Annotated in this window: 15 protein-coding genes; 14 read left to right on the forward strand and 1 reads right to left on the reverse strand. The window is 33.8% G+C overall.

Translation table 11 applies throughout. The features are described 5' to 3' along the window. The first annotated feature begins 191 nt into the window (after nt 1-191). The gene (locus tag HF990_RS10950; RefSeq protein ID WP_168412589.1) at nt 192-572 is read left to right on the forward strand and encodes a hypothetical protein; all 381 of its coding nucleotides are present in this window, start codon (nt 192-194) and stop codon (nt 570-572) included. 1,245 nt (nt 573-1,817) lie between these two features. Continuing rightward, nucleotides 1,818-2,024 carry a phage terminase large subunit family protein gene (locus HF990_RS15390; protein ID WP_409373617.1) on the forward strand — a complete coding sequence of 69 codons (207 nt, stop codon included), beginning with the start codon at nt 1,818-1,820 and terminating at the stop codon, nt 2,022-2,024. 319 nt (nt 2,025-2,343) lie between these two features. Here the strand turns inward: HF990_RS15390 and HF990_RS15245 are convergent, their stop codons facing one another. Then, a complete protein-coding gene (locus HF990_RS15245; RefSeq protein ID WP_281727724.1) occupies nt 2,344-2,478 on the reverse strand; it encodes a hypothetical protein in 135 nt (44 codons plus the stop codon). A gap of 417 nt (nt 2,479-2,895) precedes the next feature. On the opposite strand from HF990_RS15245, the gene HF990_RS10960 reads away from it, so the two are divergent. The 12 genes from HF990_RS10960 to HF990_RS11015 all read left to right on the forward strand — a co-directional run bounded on the left by HF990_RS10960 (nt 2,896) and on the right by HF990_RS11015 (nt 22,394). Further along, nucleotides 2,896-3,345 carry a chemotaxis protein CheW gene (locus tag HF990_RS10960; RefSeq protein ID WP_168412591.1) on the forward strand — a complete coding sequence of 150 codons (450 nt, stop codon included), beginning with the start codon at nt 2,896-2,898 and terminating at the stop codon, nt 3,343-3,345. 11 nt (nt 3,346-3,356) lie between these two features. Then, entirely contained in the window at nt 3,357-5,870 is a 2,514-nt protein-coding gene (locus HF990_RS10965; RefSeq protein WP_168412592.1) for a chemotaxis protein CheW, read from the forward strand. Nucleotides 5,871-5,895: 25 nt separating this feature from the next. Beyond that, entirely contained in the window at nt 5,896-9,621 is a 3,726-nt protein-coding gene (locus HF990_RS10970) for a methyl-accepting chemotaxis protein (protein WP_168412593.1), read from the forward strand. 70 nt (nt 9,622-9,691) lie between these two features. Beyond that, nucleotides 9,692-10,495 carry a CheR family methyltransferase gene (locus HF990_RS10975; protein WP_168412594.1) on the forward strand — a complete coding sequence of 268 codons (804 nt, stop codon included), beginning with the start codon at nt 9,692-9,694 and terminating at the stop codon, nt 10,493-10,495. 8 nt (nt 10,496-10,503) lie between these two features. Continuing rightward, complete coding sequence (cheB, locus tag HF990_RS10980; RefSeq protein WP_168412595.1) at nt 10,504-11,538, forward strand: chemotaxis-specific protein-glutamate methyltransferase CheB; 1,035 nt, start codon at nt 10,504-10,506, stop codon at nt 11,536-11,538. A gap of 345 nt (nt 11,539-11,883) precedes the next feature. Next, the gene (locus HF990_RS15320) at nt 11,884-13,875 is read left to right on the forward strand and encodes a response regulator transcription factor (protein ID WP_210730801.1); all 1,992 of its coding nucleotides are present in this window, start codon (nt 11,884-11,886) and stop codon (nt 13,873-13,875) included. Nucleotides 13,876-15,404: 1,529 nt separating this feature from the next. Next, on the forward strand, nt 15,405-15,977 hold the full coding sequence (locus tag HF990_RS10990; RefSeq protein WP_168412596.1) for a PepSY domain-containing protein: 573 nt from the start codon (nt 15,405-15,407) through the stop codon (nt 15,975-15,977). Nucleotides 15,978-16,875: 898 nt separating this feature from the next. Next, the gene (locus HF990_RS10995; RefSeq protein ID WP_168412597.1) at nt 16,876-18,135 is read left to right on the forward strand and encodes an Nramp family divalent metal transporter; all 1,260 of its coding nucleotides are present in this window, start codon (nt 16,876-16,878) and stop codon (nt 18,133-18,135) included. Nucleotides 18,136-18,149: 14 nt separating this feature from the next. Beyond that, complete coding sequence (locus HF990_RS11000; protein ID WP_168412611.1) at nt 18,150-19,166, forward strand: NAD-dependent epimerase/dehydratase family protein; 1,017 nt, start codon at nt 18,150-18,152, stop codon at nt 19,164-19,166. Then, nucleotides 19,166-20,212, forward strand: a complete 1,047-nt coding sequence (locus tag HF990_RS11005; protein ID WP_168412598.1) for a dihydrodipicolinate synthase family protein — start codon at nt 19,166-19,168, stop codon at nt 20,210-20,212. Before HF990_RS11000 ends, HF990_RS11005 begins: the two co-directional genes overlap by 1 nt. A 66-nt stretch (nt 20,213-20,278) precedes the next feature. Beyond that, nucleotides 20,279-21,562, forward strand: a complete 1,284-nt coding sequence (locus HF990_RS11010; protein ID WP_096551424.1) for a hypothetical protein — start codon at nt 20,279-20,281, stop codon at nt 21,560-21,562. Next, entirely contained in the window at nt 21,540-22,394 is an 855-nt protein-coding gene (locus HF990_RS11015; RefSeq protein WP_016837215.1) for a Gfo/Idh/MocA family oxidoreductase, read from the forward strand. Before HF990_RS11010 ends, HF990_RS11015 begins: the two co-directional genes overlap by 23 nt. Nucleotides 22,395-22,467: the final 73 nt, after the last annotated feature.

The raw sequence follows: 22,467 nt of genomic DNA on the forward strand, positions 1-22,467 counted from the left end.
ACTTTCAATAGACTAGTAACAGTATATTTGAAAGTGATTGATGGTGGGGAAACTGTTTAATCTTATTTGGGGAATTCTGTTGAGTTCTATTTGTGGAAAACTGTTGATTCTAGTTTAGCGTTTACAAATATCGCGAAAACAAAAAGCAAGGGATTTATGTAGCTACTGAAACTTTAAAAAAACTAAAAAGTATGCAAGATACCCATAAAGTTGGAAAGTTAACGAATTTTGTTATTGAATACTATACTGTTTTACCAATAAAAAAAATTATGAAAGATTTATTTGATTTATATTCTGAGTTATCCGGAGCAGTTCATGTAAATGACAAGGATAATTTTACGCCTCATAAATATTTAGTAGATTACAATAAGATTAGTGAAGAACAAATAAATCTGCATTTAATAAATCTTGAAATTGTAATTAATAATATAATTTTTATATTATATTATTTTACATTCCATTTAGTTGATGAAGGTATTCAAGTTATAAAAAGAGATCTATTAGAATTTGAAAAAAATTTACAAGAAAAAGAAAAAAACGTTTTAGATGAAATAGAAAAGTTATTTGAATAGTATTTTTAATTAAAACAAAACATATGAAACTGGTGAAGTGAATTTAAATTGTACAATGGAAGGTAGTATTGGGGCGGAATGTAACACCGCTTAATAAATCTGCTTCGGTCTATTCTATAATAAACAATGAAGAATGGACAATAACCCTAAGCAGCCGAAAAAATTTCGGTTGTTTTTTTCATTTTTAACGAAGGATGAGTGTTATGTAATCCACAATCAAGATTGAAAGATGTGAACGAACCAGAATGATTGCAAAACATTTGTCATATCAAAAGCATAAGAAAATAGATACGATTTTTAAATCTCATGAATAAGGTGGGAAAATAAAACTGTTTGGAATTAAGAAGGAATTTCCATTATTATTGTCTAAAAATGTAAGATGATGAGGTAGTGAAAAAAGTGGTAATAGATTTAATGTACTTCTGTGCATAGCGGACAGAAAGCAATTTCAGTAGCCACTACTGTTTGGTAAATCTATGACTGTTGCGGAAACGTTCCCGGATTTTAATTTAGCTAAAAATCTAGATAAACGTGTAATTACTGCTACAAATTCAGATGGTTTAACAAAAAAATTTGGTCGATCGAAATAACGATTTTTCGCAATTATTTGGATTGAAATTAACTGAATTGAATGCAGAAATAAAAGAATGAGGAATTGAGGGCTATCGAGGAGGAATGATTGCAACCGGTAAAAGCGGTTCTATCACTGGTCATGCCGACTTAATGCTCGATTAAGAAGTATGTAAGAAATAACATCACAAGTTATTCGAGATAACATCTAGGATGAATAGGTAGCAACACTTTCTACACGTTTGCATGACGGTGCTGCATTAATCGTTATCATGACACGTTGGTATGAAGATTATTTAATTGGTCGTAAAATTGTTGAACCGCTTTGTCAAGAATTGAGATTCGATGAGAAATGAATACGCAGAACAAAAAAACAGAATTTGGTTCTCACACCTGTATAGCGCTTTATCTACATTGACTTTCTTCTGCAGGAGGTAACATCTTTAAGCGGGAATGGATGCGCTATTACGTTCGTACAAAACAACAAAAACTAACTGATGATGTGATGATATTGCCTACACATTTTGATAAAGTGTCAATCTTGGAACTGCACTTTCAAAGATTTCTCCACAGGTGACTTTGTGTGGTGTGCGGACATGTAAAGGTGAAATTTTTCGATTATCATCGCAAGGACTTCTCCGAAACAATCAAAGTAATTTGTGCTATATCAGATAAATGTTACAAGCTCGCAGTAAGTACATTGAAGATAAAACAAATGGGTCAGCAGTAATCGATATGTTGAAAGATGAAGTCAGTGGCATTTTTCCGGTTAATCCATACGGGAAAAAAACGCGCAAAAACGCTCTATCACCTTTATTTGAAACTGGAAATGTATCTTTTTACCACATCAATCCTTACACAAATGGTCAGAGAATGTTGTAGAAAGAATTAGTTTCATTTCCAAACGCTGAACACGACGATTTAATCAATTTGGGACAAGGTAGGTTAAATCAAATGTGTGCAAGCAAATCTAATCCGATTGAACACTATAAAAACCTTATGGAAATACGACCGAGAATAAAATGAATAATTGATCTACATTGTTTCCGGAAAAATTTTTTCAAAATAAGAACTAGCTCGCTGATCTGTCACCTGTAATAAATGGCATGAAACATTCAAATGTGTATCAATCCTAGACTGAAATACTCAATAAATATACCAAAAATCCGTGGTGCTGCACTTCAATTGAAGGGGATGGTCATTAACACCAAAAATATATGTTTTCAAGTGTTTTCCAATTAGCGCCATAGGACTTTTTTATAAAATCTTTAATAGGAAAAAGAATCGCAATGAACACAATCGTTAATGTTTGAACAGTTCCAATGTAATAGAGCATTTACTTCCCCCCCTTTTACCTCAAATCTTAGTAATACCTCAGTCTTTTATCTTCTCTAAACTTATTTAATTTTGGCATTTAATACCTTTTGAACACTTTTTTAATCAACCCCTTTTTCCTATATACCGGGAATATATTACTAGTTCCGAATAACTCATTAGTCAAACCTTAATGTGAACATCATAAAATGATTAGAAAGGATCCTATTTTAATTATTCAAATCAATTTATATATCGATTTTTTATATGAACAAAAGTCATTCCCTAAAACATATTAGATAGTCTTATAGTAATTCACGATTCATTTAGTTAATTAATACTATCTATTTTTTATCGTATTAGGAATATATTACAATACTCAAAAATTATAAATAGGTCCAAAATAATAGTATATTTTCTCCGGAAAGGATGCGCTTATATGAAATGCATAGATCAAATTGATGAAAATCAGTTTGTTGTCTTTTCACTAAACGAACAATTATATGCGTTTTCCATTGAAGAAGTAGTAGAAATTTTACGAGTTCCATCCATCACTAGCATACCGGGCATCAACCCAAATATTGAAGGAGTGATTAATTTAAGGGGAAATATCATCCCAGTCGTTAATTTACATAAACGTTTTCAATTGCCTATTCCAAATAAAAATAAAAAAAACAGAATCGTGATTGTGCAAGGTAAAAATGAAAATATTGGATTGTTGGTAGACAAAATAAACATGGTAACTAGATTTGATGAAGAGCATGTTGAGCCAAATTCTAACCAAACATTAGAAGAAGATGTCGTCATATTTTTTGCAAAACATAAAGATCAAGTAATCGGTGTTTTAAATCTAGAAAAAGTATTATATGAAAACCATCAAGTTAGTTAGAAGGTGCTATTATGGCTGAATTTGATGTATCAAACTATTTAGGTGTTTTTTTAGATGAGGTAGATGAACAACTACAAATATTAGATGCAGAAATTCTTCGTTTAGAGAAGGAACCAAACAATATTAAAACGATTGAAAATATTTTTAGGGCTGCTCATACATTGAAGGGTTCCTCTGCGTCAATGGGCTTTGAAAAGATGAAAGAGTTTACCCATCATTTAGAAAACGTTTTTGATCAAATAAGACATAGAAAGATCCAAGTTACTCCTACTCTTATCAATGTCATTCTTGACTGCATTGATTTAATTAGACTAATGAAAGAATCCATTATTGAAGGAACATTAGATGAAATGGATATTCAACCTTTCATCGAACACTTAGAAGCATTTCATGTTGATTCAAATATACATAAGACCAAAGCGGAGTTGGTGCAACAATCGATGGAATATGTGTTAGATGATTATCAAAAAAATGTTCTTTTAAATGGTTTTACGCTCGGACATCTCGCTTATGAAATTGAGATTCATTTATTAAAAGATTCCTTAATGAAAAGTGTTCGTGCTTTTTTAATACAAAATACTATCAGTGAAATGGGAGAGATTATTGCTTCCTTTCCAAGCGTCGAAGTAATGGAAAGTGAAGAAGAGTTCCATGGGAAAATGGTGTTCATTGTTTTAACGAAGAGAACGAGGGAAGAATTGTTAGAATGTATCAACCATCTTTCTGAAATAGAGCAAGTAACGATAAAAGAAATCTCTAAGTCGACGTTATTCAATGAGACATCAATACAAAAAGAGTCGCTTGAGGTAGAAACGACAGAAGCAAACCAGAACGAAAATGCCAACCAGCAAAAGAGGAAAATTGCTACAACGGTACGAGTCGATGTTGATCGACTGGAATATTTAATGAATCTAGTTGGTGAGTTAGTTATTGATCAAACAAGATTAGTCGATGTTTGTGGGCGTTTTTTACAAATGGGAATGAGTACGGAACATGAATTTGAAATATTAGATGATGTAACGAATCACTTAAGTCGTGTAATTTCAGAACTGCAAGAAGGCATGATGAAAACGAGAATGTTGCCGATTGAGCAATTATTTAATCGTTTTCCAAGAATGGTAAGAGATACGGCTCGACAAGCAGGAAAAGAAATTGATTTTGTGATGGAAGGAAAGGAAACGGAATTAGACCGTACATTAATTGAGGAAATTAGCGATCCAATAATCCATTTATTAAGAAATGCTATTGATCATGGAATTGAAAGTCCAGAAGAGCGGAAAAAGTTGGGGAAGCCTGCAAGTGGTCGCGTTGTGTTACGTGCATTTCATGAGGAAAATCATATTGTCATTTCCATTACTGATGATGGAAGAGGTATTGATCCAGAAAAAATTAAAAAGGCTTCTATTGAAAAGGGAATTATTTCAGAAGATGATGCACGGAAGTTAAACGATGAAGATGCGATGTTTTTAATATTTAAATCAGGATTTTCTACCGCTAAAAAAGTGACCGACATTTCCGGACGAGGCGTTGGAATGGATATTGTGAAAACGCATATCGAGAAGCTTAATGGAGTAATTGATATTCAATCAATTATTGGAGAAGGAACAACCTTTACGATTAAACTTCCATTAACTTTAGCCATTATTCGTTCGCTGCTTGTTAAATTTGGAACTAAAACCTTTGCTGTACCCCTTGTCAATGTTTTAGAAATAATTCGGTTAAATAAAAGTGACATTCAAATTGTAAATGGTCAAGAAGTGGGGGTAATTCGTGGAAGAGTACTGCCACTAGTACGTATGAAAGAGCGTTTAGGGCTTGGAGAAGAAAATGAAAACGAAAAAGACAAAAAGAGAGAATTTGTCGTAGTTGTAGGAATTGCAGAAAAAAGAGTAGGGATTATTGCAGATAAAATGATTGGAAATCAAGAAATTGTCATCAAATCCCTTGGTTCTTATATCGGTTCACCGCCTTTCATATCTGGAGCGACAATTATGGGGGATGGCAGCATCGCTTTAATTTTGGATGTTTCATCGGTTGTTCGGGATAACGGAACACTTATTCAAGAGCAAAAAGACGAGTTATCAAAAACGGAACTGAATGATGAGAAACAGTTCGTAACCTTTAAATTAGATTCTGAAGAATATGGTATTGAAATACAAAAGGTAAAAGATATTATTTTGCCACCACCGATTACAAAAGTCGTTGAGGCCCCAGACGATGTGTTAGGGTTAATGGATCTTCGAGGAAAAATGTTGCCGGTCATTGATTTAAGAAAACGATTCAATTTACCAGATGTACAGAAAGGAAAAAAATCTCGAGTGATTGTTTTAGAAGCTGGGGAAGAGGATATCGGTATTTTAGTAGACGAGGTAACGCAAGTATTAAAAATTAGCGAAACATCAATCGAGCATCCACAGAAAAAGCAATATTCTAATCTTTCCTCGTTAATCAAGGGAATTAGTAAAGTGAAGGAACGAATTGTTTTAATTTTGGCGTTTGAAGAATTATTAAAATCGCTGAAATAAAAATACATATTAGGAGGCAAAAGGCATGGTTTTATTCAATAAAACAAAAGAACATAAACAACAAATTTTAAGATTTGCAACAGAGTTAGAAAAACAATATCATGATTTAACTGATATCACAAATGTTATAACTGATGGAAACGAAGTAAGTATTCAATGTCTTCAACAGACAAAAGTAGAAATTTCAACATTGCTTCAAGCAATTAACGGAGTTGTTTCAAAAGCGGAAAAATTAAAAGAATCTAGTAATGAGGCCTTTCAGTTGTTTAAAGGAATGATAACGGAAATAGAAGAGCTAGATTTCGGTGAGGTAAGTGGTTCTACGTCATCAGAAGAAATTTCCTTCTTTTTAGAAGAAATGGGAAGTAAAATTAAAGGGATAGCTGGTCATGCAGACAGTTTAACACAATCTGCCCATTCTATCTCCAACTCAATTCAAGAAATGGTCGCATCCATGCAGCAAGTTTCAGGAAATTCTGCAAACATTACCACTTCTTTTGAAAATATTTCAATGTCATTGGAACAAATGAGAACTTCCATCGCTGGTGTTACAGAAAACGCAAAGAGTTTAACTGACTCAGCTGAGAACATGCACAATACAATGAGAAATTTTGCTAACTATTTGATTGAAATAGGAGAAAACTCGAAAACAACCTTTACTTCAATTGATCAAATGGTTGCTGCAATTGAAGAAATGTCTGTATCCATTAAAGGAGTTGCCGCAAATACAGAAAATTTAACAGAAACTGCTGTAGAAGCTTATGACTCTGTACAAGAAATGGCAGCTTCTACTCAACAAGTAGCAGGCAACGCAAAAAGCGCAACAGATTCTGTTGAAAAATTTGCTTCTGCTATCGAAGAAATGTCTGTATCCTTTGCACAAGTATCTGAAAATACGGAAAGCCTCACTTTGTCAGCGAAGGAAACATCTGATGGTATAACAGAAATAGCGTCATCTATTGAGCAAATTGCAAAAAATACAATGAATACATCCGCATCAGTAGAGGAAGTATCAGTAGCCATTGAAGAAATGGGACAACAAATTAATGGGGTAGCAAATAATGCAAGTAATTTAACAGTATCTGTTGAAATGACAAGTGCAGCAATTGAAGAATTAAGTTCATCTATACAACAAGTTGCAGGGAATGTTACGAGCACAGTCAGTTCCGTTGAACAAATTTCTGTTGCTGTAGAACAATTGGGTAATTCAAGCAAGGGAATTGCAGGCAATGCGGAGGTCTTGTTTGACAATTTGAAAAATGTCAAAGAAGCGATGCAAGAAATTGCTACATCCGTAGAACAAGTAGCTGGCAATACGAGAAGTACAGCAGCATCGATTGAAGAAGTTTCAGCGGCTATTGAAGAAATGGGTAGCCAAGTTAAAGGGATAGCTAACAATGCAGAATCATTGTCAAACTCAACAGTAGAAATATCTTCATCCATTCAAGAATTAGCTGCTTCTGTAGAACAAGTAGCAGGCAATACGCAAAATACGGCAAGCTTTGTTGAACAAGTATCTACATCGATTGAACAAATGGGGAAATCGATTAAAGGAGTTGCCGCAAATGCAGAAAATTTAACAGCAACTGCCGAAGAAGCAAGCTCTACAATGCAAGAAATGGCTGCATCCATTCAACAAGTAGCAGTGAATGCTGAAAATGTCAATGGATTTGCTAGGGCGGTAACAGAGGATGCCATAAATGGAAGAGAAGCTGTACTGGAATCTGTTGAAGGAATGAAAGAGATTGGAAAAGTCATTCAACAAGCATCGTCAGTAATGCAAAATCTAGGAAAAAGCTCTGATGAAATCGGCAGCATCATTGAAGTGATTGACGACATCGCGGAACAGACTAATCTTTTAGCGTTAAATGCGGCAATCGAAGCTGCAAGAGCTGGAGAACACGGTAAAGGATTTAGCGTAGTAGCCGATGAGGTAGGAAAACTTGCCGAACGCACAGCTGCTGCAACAAAAGAAATTGCTGCTCTAATTAAAGGCATCCAAGCAGAAACATCTGACGCGATTAAAGCCATAGAAGTTGGAGAACAAAAAGTCGAAAATGGTTACAAACTTTCCGCTCGAGCAAGTAATGCCATTGAGCAAATTGTAAGTAGCGTGGAAAATATTAATATGCAAATTTCTGAAATCACTACTGCAACAACAGCGCAAGCTCAACAATCACAAGATGTTGTGAAATTAGTAGAAAACGTAACAAATCAAGCGAATCTAGTGACACAAGCGACAATCGAGCAAACAGCAGGGGTAGAAGAAATTATTAGAGGGGTTGTTAATGCTCGTGAACAATTAAATCAAATTTCAGAAGCAATTGTGGAACAAGCTGCTCAATCCCAAACAATCGTGACTGCCGTGGATAGCATGCAAGTTCAAGTAGAGCAAGTTACTCAAGCGACGAAAGAACAAGCAGGTGGAGTCGAAGAAATTATTAAAAGTGTTGTAAACTCACGAGAACAATTAAGACAAATTACGACAGCTACTGAGGAACAAGCGAACCATGCCAAAAATATTGGCGACCTGTTAGAAAGTATTACAAATCAAACGGAACAAGTAACAAATGCCACAATTGAACAAACATCAGCTGTAAATGAAATTATTGATGGAATAAATAATGCTCGTGATCAATTAGCACAAATTTCAGTCGCAACAGATGAGCAGGCAATTCAAGCACGTTCTATAACTTCTGAAGTGGAGAACATGGTTGAACAAACAAAGCAAGTAACGGAGGCAGTAAAAGAGCAAGCAGCAGGGGTAGAAGATATTGTTAGAAGCGTTATGGATGCGCGAGAGCAAGTAAGCCAAATTACAACTGCAACGCAAGAACAATCAAAACAAGCAGAACTAATTGTAAAGGCTATATTGAATGTAACAAATCAATCTGAACACGTAAATCGCGCAACAAATGAACAAAAAGTGATTGTTCAAAATGTGATGAAAGAAGTTATCAATGCGCGGGAGCAAGTAAAACAAATCTCCACTGCCATGGATGAACAAATGAAACAAGCCATCAATTTAGTAAACCATATTGAAAATGTTACGAATCAATCAAATCAAGTAACACAGTCGGTTGTAGAGCAATTGAAAGGTATTGAAAATGTCAATAATGAAATCGTAACGATTCGAGAAGAAGCGCATCAAATTACAACCGCAACAGATCAATTATCGCAAAATGTACAAATGATTGTGAATACAATTGAAAGCGTGGCAAATCAAGCAAATGACTTAACAGAAGCGATGGCGACACAAGTAAATGATGTAGAAGAGATAACAAAAGAAATTCATCATGCAAAAGAACAAATGCAACAAATCAATCATGAGATTGAAACTCAAGTAAAAGAATCTAATTCAATTGTTTCCATGACAAATGAAATATTATCTGAAGCAGAATATATTGCAGAATCCACAACAGAAAAGTCTAGTGGAGTAGAAGAGATGATTCATGCGACTATATCGATTTGCAATATATTCAATCAAATCACTGATTCCATGAACCAATTAAAAACCGAATATGAAACGATGATGAAAGCTTTTGAGCTTGTTCAACATAATGCTAATGAAATTATTAACGATTCTACACAGCTTTCATTAGTTGAAGTGAAAAATATTGAAAAAGTAATTCTTGAACTTTCTTATTCATCTCAACAAACAGACAAAGAATTAAATCATCTAACTAAAGCTATAGGTAAATTAAAGCAAAAAAATAATGAAATCCAAAATTTTGCAATCACTTTAAAATAAATAACTGGAAAATGAGGATGGGAAACCATCCTCATTACTTTGATTATGTTAATAGGAGAAAGGCAAGAACATGGATAACTTAGCGTTATATTATTTAGGAAAAGTAGTATATGATTATTGTGGATTAAACTACTTAAATAATATATCTTCCTTGAAAATGAAAGTATCCAAACGTTTAAGACAGTTAAATATAGAATCATATTGGAGCTATATTCGATATTTGCAAGAGCATCCATCCGAATGGGATCAGTTAATTGTTTTGCTAACAATCAATGAAACTTACTTTTTCCGAGAAGACAAACAATTATACATATATCAACAAAAGATATTGCCACAATTTGCTTCAGAAGTGCAACAGCCAATAAAAATATGGAGTGCAGGTTGTTCTACTGGAGAAGAAGCTTATTCCCTTGCGATGATGACAATGGATTTGGATCATTACAAACCAAAAAAGGTTCACATTATCGGTTCAGATATAAATAAAAAAGTGCTATCGATAGCTAAGGAAGGAATTTACAGCAAATCTTCCCTTGCTTTCCGACGAATTCCTCCTTATTGGTTACAAAAGTATTTTGATGAGATGGAGAATAATTATCGAATTAAAGATGAAGTGAAAAAGATGGTGTCTTTTCAGTATGTAAATTTATTAGAAGAAGTAGAAAATGGTCGGAATGAAGAGTTTGATGTAATATTTTGCAGAAATGTTCTTATTTATTTTGATGAAGAAACAATTGAAAAAGTAGTAAAGTCCTTTTACCGTGCTTTAAAAAAAGGAGGATATTTATTTTTAGGGCATGCTGAAACGATTTCAAACCTAAAGATTGGTTTTGAAACGTTGAATGAAAATGGTACTTTCTATTATCGAAAGGGCTGAAATAATAATTGAATAAACATGGAGTGTTGGTCGTAGATGATTCGGCTTTAATGAGGAAAACAATTAGTGATATTATCAATGCTTCTCCAAATTTTACTGTCATTGGAAAAGCAAGAAATGGTATGGATGCAATAGAGAAAATAAAAAAATTACAGCCATCCATTGTTACACTAGATTATGAAATGCCTATACTAGATGGTTTACAGACGTTAATATATATAATGGCCAAAGCGGAGCGATTTGTACCAGTGTTTATGATTACTAATGATGAAAAAATTTCAATCAAAGCGTTGGAATTAGGTGCAGTCGATTGTATATTGAAAAGTCAGCTTCTTGAACAGAAGGACTATCCATTGGAAAATTTTTATAAACGATTAGATGCTGCTTTAAGATTAAAGTCAATGCGGACAGAAGAAAAAAGGAACCCTATGAATGAGGAGAAAAAAGATAGAGAAATTCAAATGAAGAGTGATAAGGAAATTATTATTATTGGTAGTTCAACGGGTGGTCCAGCGGCTTTACAAAAAATCATCACCCAATTTTCTTCCCCCCTTCCAATTCCGATATTAGTAATTCAACATATGCCTCCCGGATTTACAAAACCCTTGGCTGATCGATTAAATAGCATATGTCAATTACGAGTAAAAGAAGCAGAGCAAAATGAATGCCTCGAAGCAGGTGTAGTTTATATTGCGCCAGCAGGCATTCAAACAACTTTGAAAAAGGATGAATTTGGAAATTATATAGTCAAACAAGTAACGACCACCAATATTGAAACATTATATAAACCTTCCATTGATGTTACATTATTATCTGTCTCCGAAATAGCGAAAGAGAAAATGATTACAATTATTTTAACAGGTATGGGGGATGATGGATTGAGAGGATGCATTGCTGTGAAAAAGCATGGAGGAACAATTATTGCTCAGTCTGAAGAAACTTGTGTTGTATATGGAATGCCAAAAGTGGTATATGAAGCAGGGCTTGTGGATAAGCAATTACCTATATCGAGTATATCGAAAGAAATCATTTCCATTTTATGAATCGTAGATCAATATAAACTGAAAGAATTTAATAAAAGAAATAATATTTTAGAAGTCCAAAATGCGAAATAATGGGTCTGACTAAAAAATGAAAAACTTTTAAGTCAGGTTTAGATACTTATGATAAATATTTTTGTAATTATTTGCTTCTGCGGTGGTTACATCAAACGTTTCTCCTCTTCGCAATTTATTTGCGAAGAAAGCGTGAGGGTCAGTCGCAGAGGAACAACTTATAATGATTTTATAGCACTTATGTTGTGTTTATTTGAAAACTAATTGGAAAATTCAACGAAATTCTCAAATAATATAACCATTTTATTAAAGTATTAAGGACTGATATAAAAAGTGAAGGTAATAGAAGATTTAATGGAAGCCTACTCCGAATATGTTGGACTTCCCCTTTTTCTAGTTAATGTTGACGGGGAAATTAACTATATGGCAGGTGAAAGTCATTATTGCGTACTCGACAATAGTTCAGCTTCTTTTTTATCTGAATTGAGAAATGTTGCCTTTCAATTGAATACATCTACGATTATTTCTTTGGCAGATTGTTCAAGCCCACAAGGCTGTTTCTATTTCATTACACCTGTTTTTAAGTTGAAGCAATCACAACATTTCTTAGTAGCAGGTCCGTTTTTAGTAGAATCAAATATGGATTGTGCTTTACAAAAACCTTTAAAAATATTCAATGATAAAGAATTAGAAGAGCAATTAAGTAAGATTAAAAATTTACATCATTTGTTCGTAAATCGGGAAAACGTTGAAACAAAATTTTTGTTTCCAGAAAAACTCGTTTATATTCTTCAAAATATGAAGGAATTGGAAGGAAATCGGTTTGATGAACAAAACATTTATCGGATATTAGACGAGTTTTTACAAATAAAAGCGTTTGATTTTCTAGGGATTGCGACGAAAAATGAGAATCATGTTTTTGTGGTTCAACATATTAATGGCGAAAATGTTCGTCATTTAACAGGAAAACGGTTTTACATGGGAGAGGGTTTGCTTGGTAAAGCTGTTATATTGGGAAAAGATTTTTATTGGAACAAAGGCATTAGTGTAGAGAATCCTGAATTTTTAAATAGGTACGGCATTTTTCCGAAACAGTTATTTGGCTATATTATACAACAAGATAATACAGTGAAAGGCATTATCTTTGGAGGAAGTTTTCGAGATGAAATCATCAGTGAAAATTTATTAAAATCCATGAGATTTATTATCGACTTAATTTTTCAAAAGAAGATGATTCAATCCAAAATCCATCACTATCAATATGTTCAAATGGTTTTTAATCATTTTCTAGATTTTCTCGATCTTGCAATGAACGTTCGTGACAGCAAGGTGATTGCAAATGAAATTTTGAAATTATGTCATACGTTGAATAATGGAAAATTTGCATGTTTTACATTGAACGACGAGTTTTCTTTCATAGGAAAAATGGACAATGAAGGGGTGGAACGCCACCAAAAGGCAAAAGCAAATAACAGAGCATCATTGTGGGTAGATGAGCAATACATTCACTTTTCTATGGAGAACAGAGGATTTTATACTGTATTGAAAGATGAAGAAAATGAGCAACAAATAATCTATCTTTTGAACCTGATCATCACATTATTAAGGGATAAAGACAATGTTTCTTTTAATCAAGGGAAAAAAGATGAATCCATTTTTCATTTGCTTCAAGAGGGAATGCAAGAAATGAATCAGAGACAATATCATTTATCAACTATATCCATTAAGTTTGCAAAAAATATAATGGATATTCTTAAAGTAGAAAATGATTGTCAAGAAAATGTGGTGAATATATGTAAAATTCTCCCTTATCGTATGGAATTTTTAGAAAATTATATTAACAATACTAAAGAATGGGGAATTATGACAAAATTATATCCTTATATAAATGAAAATAAAAATGCCAAAGATGAAAGTTTAGAAATTAAATTATTGTTGTTTATTTATAAAGTAATTTTTCAAAAGGAGGACGAGGAACGATTCGATTTTTTAAGTGCGGAATTAAATGAAATATTTATGAAAGTATATAAGGCAATGTTTGAATCGACAAAAGATAGTCTAGAAGAGAAAAAAGAAATTAGTCGTGAACAGTTAGATGAATTGACGGATTTAAAGACGTTAACTCCTAGAGAAAAAGAGATTTTATATTTAATTTTAGAAGGTTTAAATAATCAAGAAGTGGGCGATTATTTGAATATTAGTGTGCACACAGTAAAAAATCATGTAACAAATATATTTAAAAAATTAAATGTTTCTGATCGGATTCAGGCAATGGTAAAAGTATATCGTATTAGATTCGGTGAGGAACTCCACCTAGATATATAATCTTTAAGAAGCTATCTTGGAATCGTTTCTAGCGGGTATGGCTTTCTTTTTCTCACAATGTTTTTTCTAGGTATAAATCCCTTCTAGGACGCTACTTGTACAATAACGAATAAGTTTAATCAACTAATCAGATGCTCGAAATCCTTGATATTTAAAGAGGTTTCGGGCTTTTTTCTTTTTCATGGAAATAGATTAGAAAAAATCATTTTTTGGGTTTTACTTAACATGTGTTTTAGCACTTGAACCACTCGTTGAAAAAGTACCTTTTGATGTTGATTTAATGATTACAAAACATCTAAAAGTTTTAATTAGGCGGTTACTTTTTAAAGATTTGTTGAACTCTTGTATGTTCTGATAACATCACCATATTTAGTAGTATAGAATCCAGCGTTTAAGCTCATGAAATCTTGTTCACTACAAAATTCCATGAGCTGTTAGAATAGCGGTTTATCCGATGAAACTTATTAGTCAATAACGAGAAGTACCTATATAAGTATCATGCATATAATAATTTCCTGTTGCGGTAAATCGCAATTCAATATGACCTGCAACGTTTCCTACGAGTTTAATATATTTATAATTAGCGTCTGCTATTGCATCCGCTGCTGTAGAATCAATCTTTTGAACTGTTTTATTCGTATCTTGTTACTCATATTGTAATTACTTCCTTTTTTTAGTATAGTGTATTATATACCATAAATAGAATAAATAGTAAAAAATGTTCAAAATTAATAGACATAATAATCAAAATAGATTATAAGTGTAATGCAATTGGAGGGAATTTAATGTATAGGAAATATGTTTATGGTATAGGTATCGTTTTTTATGTAACAGGACTATTATTGTTAGTAGATGTTTTGTATAAACTTCAAAATATAACATTCAAAAATTCATATTCTTCTATAATTTATCCAATTTTTGCAATGTTACTGATAGGTTTTATAGCTCTCTATTAAAGCTTTTAAAAAAATAATCGAACCAAAAGTTAAAGTTATAATTAGAAATATGAATAAAATGTTGTATCTACTTATAGGAATAATTATTTTAACACTTGTATCAATCAATTTTAGCTTTAACAATTTCACTTTATTGTTAGCCTTTATTGGATACATTATTTCCTTAATTTTTGGCTTTCGGTTAATCAAAGTAGTCAATATAGATTAACCGAGTAAGTGGACCATCTGTTTCTCCCTTTATTACATACTCTTCAGGAAAATGGGAACAATTATTGATAATGGAAACATTAAGCAAGATGTAGATTTTCCTTACAGGCACCGCTAATGTTGTTGGCGGTGCTTTTTTCTGTTTTTTACACAATACTAACGCTATCATGCAATTGTTTGAGAGGGAGAAAGCTGAAAACTATTTAATTTTATTAAAAAAGTTTATTTCCTAGAAAATAGCAAAAGTCGCAATAGTGAATTCAAGGAAGGCCTTCACAATTTAACAACAGAATTACAAAACAGTATGTTTATCACAGAATTGTTCAAAATATAAATACGAAATATGCCATTAAGGAGAGTATAGAAATGATTAAAAAACTAATCATTGCTGGATTCACGCTATCTTTACTAGCTGCATGTAGCACGAATGCAAAAAATATTACAACTGAAGTCAATACGACAAACAACTCGAATGAATCGACTATTGCACAAAATGAATCCAATATTACAAATCCTGTTGTAACGATGAGAGAGGCAATCGATATCTTTAAAGAAGCTTATCCAGATGCAAAGATCGAGTCGATTGACTTAGAATCAGATTTTGGTCAATTGTATTATGATATTGATGGTTATGATTCTACAAAAGAGTATGAAGTAGAAATTGATGCAACGACGAAAGAAATAAAAGTCAATGAAGTTGAATCAAAAGTCAATCGTGATGAAGCTTTAGATTTTTCAAATATCATAGAACCAAATGAAGCTATTGAAAAGGCAGCTACTAATGATGAAGTAAAAGACCTTTCTCCAATTGGTTGGTCACTTGAAGTAGAAAGAGGAAAACCAATATATACTATTGAGTATAAAAATCAAACACAAGACATCGATATTAAAATCGATGGGACAACAGGTGAAATGATACAAATGAAGATGGATGATTAACTTACAACATTATATGATTTGAATGGATGCAATTGTTTTTCGTAAATGCACAATGAGTATCTTGCTCGTTGTGCATTTTTTTCGTGCGCCCGGCATGTACATGAACTATAGGGTGTAAGTCCCGAACCCCGAAGACAGAAGTAGAGGTTAGCCAAGAGCAAGGGTGTCCGTGGTGACGCGGAATCTGAAGGAAGCTGGAGGCAAAACACCGGTCCGAGGAACACGAACCTCATATAAGGCTAGGTATGATTGAGTGAGTTTGCGAAACAAAACAAAGCTCTTTCTGTCGAAGGTCATATCGAGTAAATGAGGCGGATAGATGGTGTGAAAGTGCATGTACTTACCCGGGGAGGTCTGGCGGATAGGTGAAGTACGCTTCATAACCTACTTAGTGATAAGTAGCTGAACCGTCAGAAGTCAGCAGAGGTCATAGTATTAGTTGGTCTAGAACAACTGAGAAGGACCGAACAATTAAGAGAGAATAGCCCTTGGCATTCAGTGAGTCATGATGAACACAGAAAACGTAGTACCTCACTTGAGGAAGGAAGCGGTGAATCCCGTGGAAGACCTCTTGGAGGGTGGAGTGACCACTGGCATAAAGAGAACAGCTATTCACGGAAGTTATATAAAGACTTGCGTCAATCATCTTAATTGAACCGCCGTATACGGAACCGTACGTACGGTGGTGTGAGAGGACGGGAGTTAATCGCTCCCTCCTACTCGATTGATGGTATCCGCAAAAGTCTCCGAGCCTGTTCTTCTGAATTCATTAAAGTGCTTATAAAATCAAAGAAATTCAACTATTGATTTAAGGACAATTTTAGGTCGTGTTCGAGGACTAAGATTTTCAATAAAATTAAATTAAAGAAAATTCTGAATAAAAAGGGGGATGGAAGAAATGGTGATGAAGGACAAAGAGGTAAATGCTTCAATCTCTGGGAATCATCAAAATGGAGGAAATGGGTTTTTGAAATTTTTGAAAATTTTAGGTCCTGGTCTTATTACTTCGGCACTTGTATTAGGGCCAGGTTCCATCACATTAAACTCAAAAATTGGCGCAATTTATGGAACTGAATTAGTGTGGTCTATCATTGTCGCTGTCATCTTAATGGCCTGTTATACAGAAATGGCAGCAAGAATAGGGATTGCCGGAAAAGATACGTTTATTAATCTAGTGAAAGAAAAATGGGGGAAATGGGCAGGGGTCATTATTGGAATTGGTGCATTTTTAGTTTGTTCTTCATTCCAAGCTGGGAATGCAATTGGAACGGGGATTGCGGTTGAAGCGATTACTGGTATCAGTTCAAAAGTTTGGATTATTGTAGGTACTTTACTTGGCGTAGCTTTATTATTTTTAACGCAATTTTATAAAGTGCTGGAAAAATTGATGTTGGCTTTAGTCATTTTGATGTTATTCGCCTTCTTAATTACGTTAATCATCGTAAAACCTTCGATTGTCGACATTTTTAGCGGATTTGTACCTAGATTCCCTGAAGGTAGTATGGCACTAGTAATTGCTTTAATAGCGACTTCATTCTCAATCGTAGGTGCTATCTATCAATCGTATTTAGTGCGTGAAAAAGGAGTAGGTCGAAAAGAGGTTCAAGAGAGTAAATTTGAAGCAATTTTCGGGATATTCTTATTAGGATTTATTTCATTCTTAATCATGATCACTGCTGCAACTGTATTAAAGCCTGAAGGAATTTTGGTGAACAATGCTATTGAAATGGCGGGTATTTTAAAACCATCATTTGGTAGTTTTGCAGTGTTTATTTTTGTACTCGGTTTATTCGGTGCTTCCTATTCATCATTAATAGGAAATGCCACAATTGGAGGCGGGCTACTGGCTGATGGTCTGGGGTTAGGGCATCAATTATCATCGATGAAAGTGAAAATCGCCATCATTATTGTAATGCTGTTTGGTTCGTTTATTGCATTAATTTTTGACGGAAACCCTGTGAACTTAATTACCTTTGCTCAAGGTGTGACGATTTTTGTAGTTCCGTTTATCGCAATTGCCATTTTAGTAATCGCCAACTCCAAAGAAATTATGGGGGACTTGAAAAATAAATTGTTAAGTAATGTACTCGGTATTATTGGGTTATTGCTACTCATTTATTTAGCATTTAATAACTTCAAAAATATATTCTTATCTTAGGAGGAAAAGCAATGATTGCAACAGTTGAACAACTTGAAGAATTTATGTCTACTCCAACAAAAGCATTAATTGAGGATGTGAAAAAGTTAAATGGTGATTTTATTATCCTTGGGGTTGGAGGGAAAATGGGGCCAACTCTAGCCTATCTATTAAAAAATGCGATTAATGAAGCGGGGACAAATCAGCGAGTAATCGGTGTTTCAAGATTTTCAAATAAAGATTTAGAGACAAAACTAAATTCGAAAGGTATCGAAACAATTTCTTGTGATCTGTTAAATGATTCAGAGCTTCAACAACTACCTAAGGCCAAAAATGTCATTTTTATGGCGGGAAATAAATTTGGAACAGTTGGAAACGAACATTTTACTTGGGCGATGAACAGCTACTTGCCTGGACGTGTTGCCGAGCATTATAAAGATTCAAGAATCGTCGTATTTTCTACAGGGAATGTCTATCCGCTAACAGAAGTAAAAACGGGTGGCTGTGATGAGTCGGTTACACCTAATCCGGTGGGAGAGTATGGTCAATCGACTTTAGGAAGAGAGAGAGTATTTACGTATTTTTCTCATAAAAATCAAACGAAGATGTCCATTTTTCGTCTGAATTATGCAATTGATCTTCGTTATGGCGTGTTAGTGGAAATTGCAAAAGCGGTTTATCATAATCAACCGATAGATGTAACGATGGGGCATGTAAATGTCATTTGGCAAGGTGATGCCAATGAGTTTGCGATTCGGTCATTAATACATGCTTCTTCACCTCCGACAATTTTTAATGTGACGGGACCTGAATTGTTATCGGTACGTTGGTTAGCAAATGAATTTGCCAAAATCTTTGGGAAAGAAGCTAACATCGTTGGTGAAGAAGCGGATACAGCATTATTAAGCAATGCGTCGAAAGCACATCAAACTTTTGGTTATCCATCCGTTTCTGTAAAAGAAATGATTCAATTAATTGCCGATTGGATTCAACATAATGGTGAGCTTCTCAATAAACCGAGCCATTTCCAAGAGCGAAAGGGGCAGTTTTAATGTTAAGAGATGTGGTAAAAGAAAAATTAATGGATGGCGCATTTATACCTGCTCACCCGTTAGCATTATTTGAAGATAAATCTTTTGATGAAGAATCGCAACGTCTATTGACACGATATTATATCGAGTCGGGGGTAGATGGTGTAGCGGTTGGAGTTCATACGACACAGTTTGAGATTCACCAAGTTTTCGAGTTTTATCAACAAGTATTAAAAACAGCTATAGAGGAAATTTCTGCTCATGCAAAATCGGATTTTATTAAAATTGCAGGGGTCAGTGGGGAAATAGAGCAAGCGATAAAAGAAGCACAATTTGCAAAAGAAATTGGATATGATCTTGTATTATTAAGCAATAATGGGCTATTTCATTATACTGAAGAAGAATTGTTGCAACGAGCAAGGGAAATTGCATCTATTATTCCAATTATAGGATTTTATTTACAGCCAGCAGTTGGTGGCCGTATATTTACGACTGATTTTTGGAAACAGTTTTGTGAAATTCCGAATGCCTATGCAATTAAAGTCGCTCCTTTCGACAGGTATTTAACAATAGATGTGGCACGGGCGGTCTTACACTCAAGCCGTTGGAATGAGATTGCCCTTTATACAGGCAATGACGATTCAATAATTCATGATTTATTCACAGTATTTGAAGAGGAAGTCGATGGTGAAATTAGGAAGAAACGATTTGCCGGTGGATTGTTAGGTCATTGGGCAGTCTGGACTTCAAAAGCTGTGGAACTATTCCGTAGCATTAAAGAAGAACGGGAAAAAGATGTTATTCATTCCAAATGGATGAAGATTGCTCAAGAAGTAACCCATGCAAATGCAGCATTTTTCGATTCGCATAATCATTTTAAAGGAAGTATTGCAGGTATCAATGAAGTATTGCGCCGACAAGGATTAATTCGCTCGAATAAATGTTTAAGCGAACGGGAAGTGCTGAGCAAAGGACAGTTGGAATTAATTGATGAAGTTTATAAATTGTACCCTCATCTTCACGATGATGAATTTGTAAAAAATTTTCTAAATAAGCAGTCAGTATAAGAAAATAGTAATCGAATGGTTTATGATTAAATCATTCGATTATTCTTTATTTGGAGGTTGAATGGGATGATCAAAATAGGCTTTATTGGGCCAACATGGATTGAAAAACTAATCAAAAAAAGTTTTTCAATGTTTCCGAATATTGAAGTAGTCTATCGATTTTCCGATGAAATTTACGATGCGATTACTTTTACAAAAGAGCTAATGAATAAAGTCGATTGCATATTGTATTCCAGTAGGACAACCTACTTATTAGTAAAAGATCATATAAATGATTCCATTGAATCATATTACATCCCTTTAAAAGGTTCTGGTTTTTTTGAAGCTCTTTTTTACTTAATTAAAGATCATCCAATTCAATTTATTAGCATCGATGGATTAGCTAAAGAATATATACAAAGCGTGATCTGTGAAATTGAAGGAATTGATTATACAATTGTTGAACATTTAGGAATAGTAGAGGGATATGAAAAAATAGTACAACGTCATCTTGAAGCAATTGAAGGGAAATCCAATGTAGGAATTATTACTTCAATTAAGAAAGTGCAAGATGCCCTTAAACAATATCATCTTCCAGTCGTTTGGCTGAAACCGACGCAACAAGATATTATCGTTTGCATTGAACGAATTTTACTTTCTTCGACTCAAAGAAGAAAAAGAGAGAACCAAGTGATATACGGAAAATTCCTAATAGAATTTAAAGATCAAAATGTACAATCGCTAAATAAAAAAGCACGAGTGAAAAATAAGTTAGAAAAAGCCCTTTATCGATTTGTTGATGATATGTATGGCTATATTATTCCCGTGAGTGAAACTGAATATCATTTCATTGCTTATCGAGGCGATTTTGAACGAATAACGGAAGGCTATAAAGTTCTAAATATCTTTAAAGAAATCAATCAATATAAAGAGTTAAAGGTGATGTTAGGGGTAGGATTTGGTATGTCCATCCCTGTTTCAGTTTTCCATGCAGATGTGGCATTAAAGCAATGTCAGCAACATTCAACGAATATTGCGTTTATCGTCAATGAAGAACGTAATGTCATCGGGCCAATTATTATTAATATACCGACCGTTTATCAATTAACAGATCATGAGAAAGAATTTCAAACGAGGCAAATTGAAACAATTAAGAAATATTTATTGAAAAACAATTTAAATTATTTTACATCTGATGAGGTAGCCATTAATTTAAACGTTACAAAACGGACTGCCAATCGCATTATTTCAAATTGGCTAGATTCCAATTTAATTGAGTTTTTCGGTTTGGAAAAAGTAAATGGCAGAGGTAGACCTAGACAATGTTATGTCTTTAAGGAGGCAAGTTATGAAAATCGGATTAATCGGTAATGATACTTCCCATGTTGAAATATTTTCGAGTATGTTACATGATGAAAATCATTCTTTTTATATAAACGATGTGGAGTTTAGTGGTTTTATTGAAAGCTATTCTGAAGATTTGCCGATTAGTCGGGACCGAGCCAAAAAATATAAAAATGTATTACTATCCTATCATATACCAGAATTTGATGATGTTCAGACATTGAATGAAGAAGTAGATGCTTGGTGGATTATAACGGTTGACGGAAGAAATCATTTGCAATGGTTTGAAAAAATCGCCTCCTTTCAGAAACCCATATTCATTGATAAACCCATTACCATTGGGTTAGAGAATTTTGATCGGATGGTTGAGTTGGCTACACGATATGAAACGCCTATATTTTCATCTTCAAGTCTCAGATTTAGCGAACTATTAAAAGGCATTCATAAGGATGACGTTGAATTTCTCTATGGGTTTGGTCCTTTACCACTACAAGAGAAGATGCCAGGATATTATTGGTACGGCATTCATAGTCTAGAATGGATGGATGCTTTATTTGATTGTGATGTTCGACAACTTGAAAGAAAACGATATGAACGTTATGAAATTGTTGAATTTTTATTTCAGGACGGCAGACGTGCAATTTTTCGTGGGGATTATGAATGGCATGATCAGTTTGGCGGAGTTGTCCATTGCAAAGGATTGCCTCCAAAAATGCTTGAGTTTTGGAAAATGAAGAAATCTTATTATGTTTCTTTATTAGAAGAAGTATTGGAATTTTTTAAAAGTAAAAACCCTCCATTCAATATCCAACGTACGCGGAGAATCATTACTTGGATTGAAGAATTACAAAAGTTTTAGGTCAGTTCGGAATTTTATTACAAAGCCTCCTTCAAGTTAAAACATTTTCTATATAATGAAACATATCTCTCAT

Origin of the sequence: Ureibacillus thermosphaericus (genome assembly GCF_012396605.1) — a bacterium.
Classification (GTDB): Bacteria; Bacillota; Bacilli; order Bacillales_A; family Planococcaceae; genus Ureibacillus; species Ureibacillus thermosphaericus.